Annotated in this window: 15 protein-coding genes; 6 read left to right on the top strand and 9 right to left on the bottom strand. The window is 45.0% G+C overall.

All coding sequences use genetic code 11. From position 1 onward, the window contains the following. Positions 1–51 precede the first annotated feature (51 nt). Positions 52–669: a LysE family translocator gene (locus ABXT70_RS09545; RefSeq protein ID WP_443640261.1), complete on the bottom strand. Its 618-nt coding sequence runs from the start codon at positions 667–669 to the stop codon at positions 52–54. Positions 670–836: 167 nt separating this feature from the next. On the opposite strand from ABXT70_RS09545, the gene ABXT70_RS09550 reads away from it, so the two are divergent. Beyond that, positions 837–1,793, top strand: a complete 957-nt coding sequence (locus ABXT70_RS09550) for a hypothetical protein (protein WP_443640262.1) — start codon at positions 837–839, stop codon at positions 1,791–1,793. A gap of 12 nt (positions 1,794–1,805) precedes the next feature. Beyond that, on the top strand, positions 1,806–2,225 hold the full coding sequence (gene arfB / locus ABXT70_RS09555) for an alternative ribosome rescue aminoacyl-tRNA hydrolase ArfB (protein ID WP_443640263.1): 420 nt from the start codon (positions 1,806–1,808) through the stop codon (positions 2,223–2,225). On the opposite strand, the gene ABXT70_RS09560 is transcribed toward arfB, so the two are convergent. The 5 genes from ABXT70_RS09560 to ABXT70_RS09580 all read right to left on the bottom strand — a co-directional run bounded on the left by ABXT70_RS09560 (position 2,205) and on the right by ABXT70_RS09580 (position 6,335). Then, positions 2,205–2,900, bottom strand: a complete 696-nt coding sequence (locus ABXT70_RS09560; RefSeq protein ID WP_443640264.1) for a pseudouridine synthase — start codon at positions 2,898–2,900, stop codon at positions 2,205–2,207. The two genes, arfB and ABXT70_RS09560, sit on opposite strands and share 21 nt — an antisense overlap. Before the next feature lie 18 nt (positions 2,901–2,918). Then, complete coding sequence (locus tag ABXT70_RS09565; protein ID WP_443640265.1) at positions 2,919–3,554, bottom strand: DUF2026 family protein; 636 nt, start codon at positions 3,552–3,554, stop codon at positions 2,919–2,921. 90 nt (positions 3,555–3,644) lie between these two features. Next, on the bottom strand, positions 3,645–4,124 hold the full coding sequence (locus ABXT70_RS09570) for a hypothetical protein (protein WP_443640266.1): 480 nt from the start codon (positions 4,122–4,124) through the stop codon (positions 3,645–3,647). Between the two features lie 180 nt (positions 4,125–4,304). Beyond that, entirely contained in the window at positions 4,305–5,744 is a 1,440-nt protein-coding gene (locus ABXT70_RS09575) for an aldehyde dehydrogenase family protein (RefSeq protein WP_443640267.1), read from the bottom strand. A gap of 24 nt (positions 5,745–5,768) precedes the next feature. Then, positions 5,769–6,335 carry a TIGR00730 family Rossman fold protein gene (locus ABXT70_RS09580; protein ID WP_443640268.1) on the bottom strand — a complete coding sequence of 189 codons (567 nt, stop codon included), beginning with the start codon at positions 6,333–6,335 and terminating at the stop codon, positions 5,769–5,771. 102 nt (positions 6,336–6,437) lie between these two features. Between ABXT70_RS09580 and ABXT70_RS09585 the strand changes: the two genes are divergently transcribed. Together ABXT70_RS09585 and ABXT70_RS09590 are read left to right on the top strand one after the other, a co-directional pair. Further along, positions 6,438–6,578 (top strand): hypothetical protein, encoded by a 141-nt coding sequence (locus ABXT70_RS09585; protein WP_443640269.1) that lies wholly within the window; start codon positions 6,438–6,440, stop codon positions 6,576–6,578. 30 nt (positions 6,579–6,608) lie between these two features. Beyond that, the gene (locus ABXT70_RS09590) at positions 6,609–7,175 is read left to right on the top strand and encodes an AAA family ATPase (RefSeq protein WP_443640270.1); all 567 of its coding nucleotides are present in this window, start codon (positions 6,609–6,611) and stop codon (positions 7,173–7,175) included. A 124-nt stretch (positions 7,176–7,299) separates the two neighbouring features. On the opposite strand, the gene ABXT70_RS09595 is transcribed toward ABXT70_RS09590, so the two are convergent. Together ABXT70_RS09595 and ABXT70_RS09600 are read right to left on the bottom strand one after the other, a co-directional pair. Beyond that, positions 7,300–8,043 (bottom strand): M23 family metallopeptidase, encoded by a 744-nt coding sequence (locus ABXT70_RS09595; protein ID WP_443640271.1) that lies wholly within the window; start codon positions 8,041–8,043, stop codon positions 7,300–7,302. Positions 8,044–8,099: 56 nt separating this feature from the next. Next, entirely contained in the window at positions 8,100–8,447 is a 348-nt protein-coding gene (locus tag ABXT70_RS09600) for a RidA family protein (RefSeq protein WP_443642502.1), read from the bottom strand. Positions 8,448–8,603: 156 nt separating this feature from the next. Here ABXT70_RS09600 and ABXT70_RS09605 point away from each other — a divergent pair, with 156 nt between their 5' ends. Further along, positions 8,604–9,695, top strand: coding sequence for an NADH:flavin oxidoreductase/NADH oxidase (locus tag ABXT70_RS09605; protein ID WP_443640272.1), 1,092 nt, complete (start codon positions 8,604–8,606; stop codon positions 9,693–9,695). A 24-nt stretch (positions 9,696–9,719) separates the two neighbouring features. Here ABXT70_RS09605 and ABXT70_RS09610 read toward each other — a convergent pair whose 3' ends face one another. Beyond that, positions 9,720–10,592 carry a dimethylarginine dimethylaminohydrolase family protein gene (locus tag ABXT70_RS09610; protein WP_443640273.1) on the bottom strand — a complete coding sequence of 291 codons (873 nt, stop codon included), beginning with the start codon at positions 10,590–10,592 and terminating at the stop codon, positions 9,720–9,722. A gap of 259 nt (positions 10,593–10,851) precedes the next feature. Here ABXT70_RS09610 and ABXT70_RS09615 point away from each other — a divergent pair, with 259 nt between their 5' ends. Continuing rightward, positions 10,852–11,637, top strand: coding sequence for an ABC transporter ATP-binding protein (locus ABXT70_RS09615; protein WP_443640274.1), 786 nt, complete (start codon positions 10,852–10,854; stop codon positions 11,635–11,637). Positions 11,638–11,659 lie beyond the last annotated feature (22 nt).

Raw genomic sequence — 11,659 nt, forward strand, 5'->3', positions numbered from 1 at the left:
CTCAAAAAATTGAGTTAATAACGCCAACCAACGCCACCTTTGTCACCACCCCTAGCCCAGCACTAACCATCCCGCCACAGCAATCATTAAGGTACCTGCAATACGGTTCATCAGGCGGACGTTGCCACTCTTTTGTAACACCTTACTCAGGCTTTTTCCACCAAGGGCGTACACCAAAAGGGATAGTGCTTCTAGGGTTAGAATTACACTTAATAGAATAACCATTTGATTTACCAAGGGGCGTGATGGTTCTATAAACGGTGGCAACAACGCGATAAAAAAAGCCCAACCTTTAGGGTTGGCAACGGCGGTGATAAATCCTTGGCTGGCTAGTTGCCTACGTCCCGTTGTTTTAGGAGCACCGTTAAGGTCTATGGCCATTTTGCCTCGTGAACGCCACAGCTGAATACCCAAATAAAATAGGTAACCCCCACCCGCAATTTTTAGCACCACAAAAAGTGCTGGGTACTGGACAATAAGTGCAGCCACCCCTAAAACCACTAGCACAGCCAGTAGACCTACACCTATGAGCTCACCCAACATCATCCACATAGTGCGGCGTATACCAACAGTCATGCCGAGGGTCAGCGCCAAGGTCATGCACATTCCCGGGGTCACGGATACAAAAAAGAAGGTGGGTATTAAGGCTAAGAGTAATGCTGCACTCATTGATTTCGTCCATTGAATCGAATCTACGCGCGGATAGTGCATGGGGTTGGAATCTGTGTCAATGGATGCGTCCAACCTAAGACACGGATAGACAAATCAGTTACCATCAGCCCTCACGTTACTGCATGACTCTATATAGAGCGCCAGCCCAAATTAAGGTTTATTTAATGCTTCAAGTGCACCAATTTTTTAAGCAATTGTTTGACGAAGTTATTGCGGTTTCATGGCCTCTTTTTAAGCTTATGGTGCCAATAATTTTAATTGTTAAAGTACTAGAAGAAGTTGGTGGTATAGCACTTTTAGGTCAGTGGTTAGGCCCACTTATGGCCCTTGTTGGGCTACCCCAAGAAATGGGTTTAGTGTGGGCAGCCACCATTGCTACAAATATTTATGGGGGCATGATAGTACTTTACTCGTTTGCTGGTGAAAGCAATTTAACCGTGGCACAAATGACCGTTTTGAGCGGCCTCTTGTTAATGGCTCATGGACTGCCCATTGAGGTTCGTATTGCTCAACTAGCTGGTATGAGAATGCGAGCAGCTATTATTACACGTATGTTTGGCGCCTTTGCTTTTGCCTGGTTATTACATGTGTTCTACGATCAAACTCAATGGTTGCAGGAACCTGCGCAAATGGTGTGGCAACCAGAACCTATTGCCGATGGATTAAATTATTGGTTATTGAGCCAATTAAAAGCCTTAGCCATGATTCAAATCATCATTATTGTGTTGCTCACCTTTTTAAAAATCCTGCGTGTTATTGGTGTAGAAAAAATTATCCAATGGCTACTGCACCCAATACTTAAATTAATGGGCATTGGCAAAGAAGCCACCACGATTACCTTAGTGGGTATTACCCTAGGGCTATCTTTTGGTGGCGGATTATTGATTAAGGAGGCCCATGCAGGGCATGTATCTAAAAAGGACGTTTTTTCTTCTTTAGTGCTACTTGGCTTCTGTCACAGCCTTATTGAAGACACGTTATTAGTGGTTTTATTAGGTGCTCATCTTTCTGGTGTACTCTGGTTCCGTTTAGTGTTCGCATTTATCTTCACCAGCGCCATGAGTTACTGGCTCACTAAGGTAAGCCCTGAGTTCCAACACAAACATTTAATGAGACCATAGACAGTAAAGCACATGTTAAAAATATCCAACCGCATCATCATTCCAGACCACGAAATTGAGCAGCAGTTTATTCGCTCGCAGGGTGCAGGTGGTCAACATGTCAACAAAACCTCTACTGCAGTACATTTGTTTTTTGACATCCGTGCCTCAGCATCTTTACCAGCCTACGTAAAACAGAAACTACTTAATACCTCAGACCATCGTATCAGCGCCTCAGGCAAGATCATTATTAAATCCCAAGCCAGTCGCAGCCAGGACGCTAATCGTCAGACAGCGCTAGCGCAGTTAGTCGAGGTGATCCAAGCAGCCATGGTGCAAGAAAAACGCCGTATAGCCACCAAACCCACCAAAGGTTCTAAAACCAGGCGCTTAGATACTAAAACCCAAAAGGGCCACACTAAAAAATTACGCTCAAAAGTCGATGGGGTCTGAGACCACACGGTAATCCCCAGGCGCCAAATCGGCGGGGAGTTTAATATGACCTATTTGAGTACGGTGGATGCTCAGCACTGGGTTACGAAAGTGGCCAAACATACGCTTAATTTGGTGGTAGCGCCCTTGCTTTAATATCACTTGGGCTGTTGTATCAGTGGTAATGTTTAGTTGTGCTGGTGCTGTAGTCAAATCCTCAAAGGCAAAATAAATACCCCTAGTAAAGCCATCCACTTGCTCTTGGGTAATTGGGTTAGCTACTGTAACCGAATAATGCTTAGGGAGTTTTGTGTCTGGTTGAGTAATTTGATGAGACCATTGCCCATCGTTGGTTAACAGTAACAAGCCAGTACTTTGCAGATCTAAGCGCCCTGCAATGTGCAAGCCACTGTACTTTGATGGCAGAATATCCAACGCCGTAGTGTGTTTATCATCTTGGGTGGCACTGACAACACCCACAGGTTTATATAGCATTAGGTAGATGGGCATTTGATGCCTTAGGACCTTGCCCTCAACCTCTAGTTTCGAAAACTGCCCAATGATCTGTTCACCTTGGTAGCAAATAACGTCATCTAGGCTGACTAAACCACGGGCCAGCAACAGCTGAACTTGGCGTTTTTTATAGCCCAGTTGTTGGCTAATAAACTTATCTAGACGGGCTGCGTAGGAAACCATAGATTTAATCCTACCCAGCTACCAAGAGCCACTCACTAGGAAGCTTTTATAAGCTATGAGTTTCTTTTTACCAGCATCTTGGGCACCTGGAAGTTTCACATTCAGTGGTGATGGCATCTTTTTAGGTGCCTTAACAAACCAATCTACGGTTAGTTTTCCTCGTTGTATGTGCGCTTTTTCTGTGACCATCTGAGACATTTTTTGGCTCGCCAAACTATCGTTTTCTAAGAGTAAGAAATCACCTTGATATTGCACAGCTGCTAAGGTTTTTTTGGCTTTCGCTAAAGGCTTTTGCATCATCCACGGTTCAATTTGAGCATTTTTCCCAGTCCGCTTAACCAATACAGGGAACAGGGGTGCCATAAAATCGATCATCCATCCATCGACTTCAATCCACCAGTGGTGTTGGCTATCACTACTTTGTAAGTGCCCACCTTGATATTCTCCAAAGGCCAGAATCTTAGCCTGCAAACCAAGGTGATAGACTGAAGCACCAACAATAGGCTGGGCTGCCATGCCGAAGTGACGTTTTAGAATTTGTGCACCATACACACTAAACAGCATACTAGCTTCATGACTATTTACCGAATCGGCAATTAATAGAGAGTGAATTGTTGAATAGATACGGCGATAATTGGCAAGAGAAATAAGCATATATGAGATCTAAAAAAGTAAAATAAAAGCCTATCTGCTAGCATTGTAGCTTTCGTTAACAAGCATGGGCCAAAGGCCTGTTAGGCTAAACTAGGTGTCTAATAAAGCATGTGCTTGATAGAGTTTTTCCACATGACTGCGGATACGTAGTGCCAACTCTGGGCGATCTAAATCATTTTCTGCAATAAACAAAATTTGCCGGTCTATCTGTGGTGTTAAACGACCACTCCCTCGCTCTTCAGCAAGTCTTGATCTAAGAGAACTAGCTAAGGCGTTTGCCACCGGCATAATAATAGGTGATGGGAAAAGTTTAGGAATATTATCATGAATCGCAAACACAACATCCAGGCCCGTTTTCATGGCAGTGTCGTTACTTGAAGAGGCGTTATAAGGCACCAGCAATATATGCCCTTCTCTAGTCATTAAGTGTGACATGATTGTGTCATCAGTCTGATTTATACCAATAACGTCTGCCTCATCAATGGTAAAACCAGCAACCGTAATCTGAGTAAACATTTTGTCACGGATCTCAGACCAATAAGGCCTAACTGGAGTCACTTTAGTAAACATACTAGGGAACCTTTTCTTTAAATCTATCTATCAGTATATCAAACCATGTAGTCGATTTATCTTACTTTTATGGTGAGTTGTTAGATGGTAAATTAAACCATAGAAAGTAACGTTCATAATAGCAATATGAATCAACAAGGCTAACCTTGTCGACCATTATTAGGCTAAATACAAGTAACCTTAATCGTTGCTCCACCCACTTATAGACTTCACTTCTAAGAAATCTTCTAAACCCCAAACACCACCTTCGCGGCCATTGCCTGATTGTTTATAACCACCAAATGGAGAACCAGAAGCCCTAAAAGTACCGTTCATTTCCACCATGCCAGAGCGTAAACGGCGAGCAATGCGATTTGCCTTGGCGCTGTCTTGAGTTTGGATATAATTGGTTAACCCGTAAAGTGTGTCATTGGCCATGGCAATGGCTTGTTCTTCTGTGTCAAAGGGGATCATACATAAAACTGGACCAAACACTTCTTCCCGGGCAATTTGCATGTCGTTATTTACGTCAGCAAAAATGGTTGGTTTAACAAAATAGCCCGTCTCTAAACCTTCCGGCTTGCCAAGGCCACCTATGATCACGCGAGCACCTTCGTCAATACCTACTTTAATAAGCGCTTGTATTTTGTTGTACTGCAACTCAGATACAACAGGCCCAATGTGACGGCCATGATCGGCGGCCCTGCCCACTTGCACCTTTGCAGCTGCAGCTATGGCTGTGGCCACGGCTTGTTGATAAACGCTGCGCTCCACCAGCATTCGTGTTGGCGCATTGCAGGATTGCCCCGTGTTGTTAAAGCAATGATAAATGCCACGTGAAATGGCTTTTTCGTCAGCATCGGCAAACACAATGTTAGCGCCTTTGCCTCCCAACTCCAGAGACACCCGTTTAACCGTATCTGCCGCATTTTTAGAAATAAGGGCTCCCGCTCTAGTGGAGCCAGTAAAAGAAACCATATCAACATCAGGGTGACTAGTTAGTTGCGAGCCAACACCTACACCATCGCCATTTACCATATTGAATACGCCTGCAGGTATTCCCGCTTGGTGGATCATATCTGCAAATATTAAACTCGATAATGGCGCAATCTCAGAGGGTTTAAGCACCATGGTACAACCAGCAGCCATAGCCGCAATGGCTTTTAGGCTTACTTGGTTCATGGGCCAGTTCCAGGGTGTGATTAATGCACACACACCAATGGCTTCATAAATGATTCTATCATTAGGTGCATGCTCGTTTAACGTACGTTCAAACTCAAATTTTTCTAGCTCTCTAATTAAGCCTTTGGTGTGGCCTGACCCTGACCCCGCTTGAGAGGTTAGGGCCATGTCAATGGGCGCTCCCATCTCCTGACTGATGGCATGGCCCATTTCTTCATTGCGGGTTTGATATATTTCCAAAAACTTCTTTAGTAGTGCTAGCCGTTGTGCCTTTGGGGTTTGGCTCCAGCTATCAAAAGCGGCTTTGGCTGCAGCTACAGCAGCATCTGTATCGGCTTGGTCTCCAATTGAAATGACAGCACACACCTGCTCTGTGGACGGATCTATCACGTCCATTTCACTACCGGACAATGGCGCAACCCAAGCACCATTGATGTAAAACTTTTTAGTATCAATCATAAAACTATGTCTCTATAAATCTAATTAACGGGACCATTTAGCGACGTTTTGCGGCCTGTAGTCTTCGAGTAGTTTCAGTAATTCTGAAGGGTCGTGATGCACAATTAACAACTCTAAGTGCTGGGGCTTAATAAAACCAGCTAAAACTGCTTGGTCAAAAAAAACCAACAATGCATCATAATAGCCATTAATATTGAGTAAACCAATAGGTTTTTGGTGGAATCCCAATTGTGCCCAAGTTAGTACTTCTGTTAGTTCTTCTAGGGTACCAAAACCTCCAGGCAAGGCAATACAAGCACCCGCCAATTCAAACATCATGGCTTTTCTGGTATGCATTGAATCCACCACATGTAATTCTGTCAAACCCTCGTGTGAAACCTTATGGGCAAACGACTGAGGGATTACGCCAATCACCTTTTGCCCACCAGCCAATACTGCGTCAGCTACCTGGCCCATGAGGCCCACCTGAGCACCACCATAAATCAATCCCATAGACTTGCTACTGATTGCTTCCCCTAATGCCTTTGCAGATTGCATAAACAAAGGATTTTCACCCGGGCTAGAACCACAAAAAACGCACACGTCTTGCATCTATATTCACCTTTTTACCATAATGATATGTGATTAATTTATAAGATTATTATTGAATTGAAAATAATAAAATGAGTAGCCACGAATAGACAAGGCACCACTATGCCAAAAATCAACTATGATGTCTGTATTGTGGATGCAGGTGCCGCCAATACATTGGGTCTAGGGGACGGCACTAAAACGCCTAGCGCCAAAGCTATGCCTTCTACCTATTGGCATTTGATGCTAAAAGGAAGAGAATAGTCAGCAAATCCTATTCAGTAGTGTACGTTCATGAAATCACAACCACCCTACTACATTTTAGTAACTGGTTTACCTGCCAGCGGTAAATCTACTTTAGCGAAGCAGCTACAAGATAAGCTCGATTGGCCAATGATGGATAAAGACACCATCTTAGAAGCAATGAATGTTGCGTCTCGCGCCACTAGTGCAGAGCAGCGTCGTCAGATTAGTAGCACTGCTGACCAAGTTTTTGTGGCCTTAGCCAAGCAATTAGGCTGCGGTATTTTATGCACTTTTTGGAACCACCCAGCATCCACTACCACCCCAGGCACTGATGCCCTTTGGTTGCGCACTCACTCCAGCCGTGTGATTGAAATCTATTGCCACTGCCCAGCAGAAACGTCATACGAACGCATTCAAATTCGCCAACAAAAACAAGGGACATCTGAATCGAACCGCACAAATTTAGGTTATGACCTGCTGTCTGAATACAAAGCCGAAGCCAGCCTTGGGCCACTAAATTTAGGCCAACTTATTATCGTTAAAACAGACCAGCCAGTAAAAATTGAGCTCTTGATTAGTCAAATCCAAACCCTATTAAAAAATCCAGCGCAATAACCATACAGTCAAACACCTAGTACCATCGCTTTGCAGCAGTGCTGCACTGGGTGAATGGCTCGAAGATAAATGGCATGGCCAAATGGGCCCACAAACTCACTAACGATTTGACTAAACATGCCGTCTAGTCCACTAACAGCAGTGGGTCTAAATGGGTTTTTTGCCAAGTGACGCCCCAGTGTAAATGTGGCCCCGTAGCGCGGCCAGTTTGGCCTACTTGACCCAGCACTTGTCCTTGCTTAACAACTTGCCCTAAACTTACTTCTATGTGTTGCATGTGCGCGTATACGCTTGTTACACCTAACCCATGATCCAACATAATGGTTTTACCCGTATAAAACATTTGCTCATGCACTAGGGCCACCTGGCCAGCCAAAGGCGCAATGATATTAGTGCCTTCAGCCGCAGCAATATCCACACCATTATGCGGGTTCTTTGGAACACCATTAAGAATACGTCGTGAACCAAAAACCCCACTTATCCTGCCTTCAACGGGTTGTATCCATTGTTGGCCTAACCAATGTGCTTGGCTGTGGCTTTGCCTAACCTCGCCAATCTGTTGGTTGTCTGAGCGGATACGTTGAGTAGATTCAGCATTAGGTGTGACTTTTTTGCTGGGCAATCCATCAATTTTTTGTTCTAAATAACTGCGTTGTTTAACAAACAGAGGGGTTTCGGTGCGAATGTTATTCAGCCTAGTCGCCAAGGTGACCCCCGGAGCAGCATTGCGGCCTAAACCAAATACATACAAGCCAGTATCTGACACCTGTACTTGCACACCATCAAGCCATACATCTGTGCCAGACTCAACTTGACCAATGACCAACTCACCTTGCTGGTAATCCGATGCAGTAGAGATACCACTCACAGCTAACACCACCACCATTATGACCAAGCGATAGGTTATATATTTTGACTTAAGCGTTAACAAGCTGCGGTGACAGAAATTTCAACCAACAAAGCAGACCGAGCCATAGCGGCTTGAACGCAGGCTCTTGCAGGCGCATGGCCTGATGGCACCCACGCATTCCATACCAGGTTCATGGCAGCAAAATCGTCCATAGATTTTAAATAGATAGTGGCCGTCAACATACGCGTAGAGTCCGACCCTACGCTGACTAACAACTCATCTACTTTGGCTAGCATGGTCTGAGTCTGTTGGGTAATATCTGTTTCGGCATCAGCAGCAACCTGACCACACAGATAAGCTACATTATTGTGTACCACCACTTTACTGGTACGTTCATTGGTTTGGTGACGACCTATGTTCATAATCATGTTCTCAAAAGCTTAATAATAAAACCAAAATCTATCTTTAAGCAAATGTAAATCAAACTTTTTGCAACACTGAAGAAGTTTATTGACCCCATCCATAGACCATGTCATGGTCTGGCCCATTGTTATTGCCACTGCACTGGAAACGTCACAATGTCACATTTATTTAGCCCCCTAACGATCAAAGACATCACCTTACGTAATCGTATTGGAGTAGCGCCTATGTGCCAATATCAATCCGTTGATGGTGCTGCCCAAGCTTGGCACATGTCACAACTCGGCTCTAAAGCTGTAGGTGGCGCAGGACTTGTGATTACCGAAGCCACTGCCGTGTTACCAGAAGGCCGCATTACTCCTTCGTGTATGGGCCTGTGGAACGATATTCAAGTTGAAGCTATAAAACCCATTACCGCCTTCATTAAAAGTCAAGGTGCCGTGCCTGGCGTTCAACTTGCCCATGCTGGCCGCAAAGGTAGCAGTGCACAGCCTTGGTTAGGCGGGCAACAACTTACGGATGCTGAAGGCGGTTGGGGTACCATAGGGCCAACAGATCAGCCGTTTGATGATGATGGCACTCGCTTATGGAAAGCGCCAAAAAAAATGCAGCAAGACGACATAGGGCAGATACAAGACGCCTTTGTGGCTGCTGCTAAACGGGCACTAAAGGCGGGTTATGAATTTCTCGAAATCCACTGTGCACACGGTTATTTATTGCATAGTTTTTTGTCGCCACTGGTAAATACGCGCACTGATGCTTATGGTGGCGACCTCAAATGCCGTGCCCGTATGCTGCTTGAAACTACGGAAAAAGTTCGTGCTGCTTGGCCCCAAGGGTTGCCTTTAGCGGTGCGGCTATCCATAACCGACTGGGTAGAAGGTGGGCTAACTGTTGTAGACAACATCCAGGTGGCTACATGGCTCAAAGCATTAGGCGTAGACCTGGTTGACTGTAGCTCTGGTGGAGCCACGCCCGCAGCCCGAGGTTCCATTAATGGTGGTATCGCTCAACAAGTGGGCATGGCCGCAGACCTGCGCCAAGGTTCTGGTTTAATGAGCATGGCAGTTGGGGAAATCACCCAAGCACAGCAAGCCGAAGGCATTATTGCTAGCGGCCAAGCCGACATTGTTCTGTTGGCCAGAGCAATGCTCCATGATCCATATTGGCCTACCCACGCAGCAAAGGAGCTAGGTGTTGAAATGCCTCAAGTTATGCCACCACTGCATCAGTTTTTTATAGGCCGTTAGTAGCGTCAGTTAGTAAGGTTATATTTAGGCCCTCAGAATTGGCCGCGTTAAACACGTAGGGCCGCCCTCGCAAGCAATACACAAGGCATCACCGGTAAAGGTTTTTACCTCGCAACCAGATGCCTCCATAACCGCCTTCGTGCCTGGAAAACCTTCAATCATAATACACTTTAAGGGTGCCGTAGGAAGCACGTTAAGGTTAAGACCACTACTCGCTATAAATTCATCATTGGGTGCTTCTATCAACTCGATTCCCATGGCCTGCATCAACTGATAGAGGGCTGTAGGTACCAAAGGGGTGTGAATTAAAGCTAACTTTGGAGCTAAAGGTGAGATCACCGACATCAAGTGCAAACAGGCTTCTGCACCTTGCCAAACCGGCAAATCAAACCCTAGCACGCTAACCCCATGAGAGTTCAACATGGCATTAAGTTGATCTATACCAGCTTGGTTAGAACGAAATCCTCGCCCCACCACCAGGGTGTTGTGGTCTAACCAAATACAATCACCTCCTTCGATCTGGCCCTCGCCTTTCACACGCCCTAAAATAGGTATGCCAGCATTTATATAAGCCTGCTCATGCAGCGCAGGCTCTGCCTTACGCAACGGTTTACCCATATTAAGGATAATAGCGCCATGATCACTCATGAGTGAAGGGTCATAGGTAAACATAGCATCTGATAAACCATCGTTATGGTCTTCAATATTTATAATTTCTGTTCCACAGGCCTCCACTAATTTACGAAAAAGGTGATATTGTTCCTGCGCTTTAGCGCCATTAAAAGTTGGGCCGTAGTGCCATTGCTGAGGGTCGGCGTGTAACAAACTCTCGCGCGGTGCCCGCATCAACACACGTTGAAGAGGCAGAGACATGGACTGGCAACCAAAGCTGGACATGGGAGATTTCCTTGTGGTGACTGTTTAGTAATTGTGTAACAACTGCACTGACATAATTAACATGGTATTAAACGATCGTTCAGTTAATGCGATGCTACAAACATGCTGTGATGAAGTAAAGCCCGTCACGATTAAATCGCCCTGTTCTACTCAACTTGATCCACAACTACCCATCGTTATACTAAGGTTGACTAACCACTATGGCTTACATACTATTGAACAGTCGTACAATAATAAGAAAAACGCGAAGGTCATGTTAATGCCCACGGAACCCCAAGCCCATAATGCCCTAGAGGTTGAAAACTTACATAAATCTTTTGGTGCTAATGACGTGCTCAAAGGCATTTCGATGTGTGCCAAAGATGGCGAAGTGTGGTCCATTATTGGCTCCAGCGGTTCCGGTAAATCTACCTTCTTACGTTGTTTAAATTTGTTAGAACTGCCAAGCCAAGGCCATATCTCACTGGCTGGTGAAGCCATTGAATTTAAAAGAAATTTACAAGGACATATATTACGCCCTACCCGTCAAAAACAAATCCAACGTCTAAGAACTAATATGGGCATGGTGTTTCAAAGCTTTAATTTGTGGCAACACCAAACTGTACTTAAAAATATCATTGAAGCACCTATTCACGTTTTAGGAATAGACAAGGCCCAAGCTATAGATGAAGCTGAGCGCTTGCTAAATCGTGTAGGTTTGTGGGATAAACGAGATGCATATCCAATGCACTTGTCCGGCGGCCAACAACAGCGTGCGGCTATTGCTCGCGCTTTAGCTATGCAACCGAAGATGATGCTGTTTGATGAACCCACCTCTGCTCTAGATCCAGAATTGGTAGGTGAAGTGTTAAAAGTGATACGCGGCATTGCCGAAGAGGGTAGAACCATGATTATGGTGACCCACGAAATGCGCTTTGCACGAGATGTATCGAATCAAATCATGTTTTTGCATGAGGGCTGTATAGAAGAACAAGGTAGCCCACAAAAAGTATTTTATGAATCTGAAAGTGCTCGTTGCCGAGCCTTTCTAAGCAGTGTGAACTAAAAGGTTCAAGCAATTTAATAAA

Origin of the sequence: Candidatus Njordibacter sp. Uisw_039, assembly GCF_047730075.1 — a bacterium.
Taxonomy (GTDB): domain Bacteria; phylum Pseudomonadota; class Gammaproteobacteria; order Pseudomonadales; family Balneatricaceae; genus Njordibacter.

Coding starts and splice junctions, on each gene's coding strand:
- ABXT70_RS09545 (WP_443640261.1), bottom strand. CDS start 669: ATGAGTGCAGCATTACTCTTAGCCTTAATACCCACCTTCTTTTTTGTA.
- ABXT70_RS09550 (WP_443640262.1), top strand. CDS start 837: ATGCTTCAAGTGCACCAATTTTTTAAGCAATTGTTTGACGAAGTTATT.
- arfB (WP_443640263.1), top strand. CDS start 1,806: ATGTTAAAAATATCCAACCGCATCATCATTCCAGACCACGAAATTGAG.
- ABXT70_RS09560 (WP_443640264.1), bottom strand. CDS start 2,900: ATGGTTTCCTACGCAGCCCGTCTAGATAAGTTTATTAGCCAACAACTG.
- ABXT70_RS09565 (WP_443640265.1), bottom strand. CDS start 3,554: ATGCTTATTTCTCTTGCCAATTATCGCCGTATCTATTCAACAATTCAC.
- ABXT70_RS09570 (WP_443640266.1), bottom strand. CDS start 4,124: ATGTTTACTAAAGTGACTCCAGTTAGGCCTTATTGGTCTGAGATCCGT.
- ABXT70_RS09575 (WP_443640267.1), bottom strand. CDS start 5,744: ATGATTGATACTAAAAAGTTTTACATCAATGGTGCTTGGGTTGCGCCA.
- ABXT70_RS09580 (WP_443640268.1), bottom strand. CDS start 6,335: ATGCAAGACGTGTGCGTTTTTTGTGGTTCTAGCCCGGGTGAAAATCCT.
- ABXT70_RS09585 (WP_443640269.1), top strand. CDS start 6,438: ATGCCAAAAATCAACTATGATGTCTGTATTGTGGATGCAGGTGCCGCC.
- ABXT70_RS09590 (WP_443640270.1), top strand. CDS start 6,609: ATGAAATCACAACCACCCTACTACATTTTAGTAACTGGTTTACCTGCC.
- ABXT70_RS09600 (WP_443642502.1), bottom strand. CDS start 8,447: ATGAACATAGGTCGTCACCAAACCAATGAACGTACCAGTAAAGTGGTG.
- ABXT70_RS09605 (WP_443640272.1), top strand. CDS start 8,604: ATGTCACATTTATTTAGCCCCCTAACGATCAAAGACATCACCTTACGT.
- ABXT70_RS09610 (WP_443640273.1), bottom strand. CDS start 10,592: ATGTCCAGCTTTGGTTGCCAGTCCATGTCTCTGCCTCTTCAACGTGTG.
- ABXT70_RS09615 (WP_443640274.1), top strand. CDS start 10,852: ATGCCCACGGAACCCCAAGCCCATAATGCCCTAGAGGTTGAAAACTTA.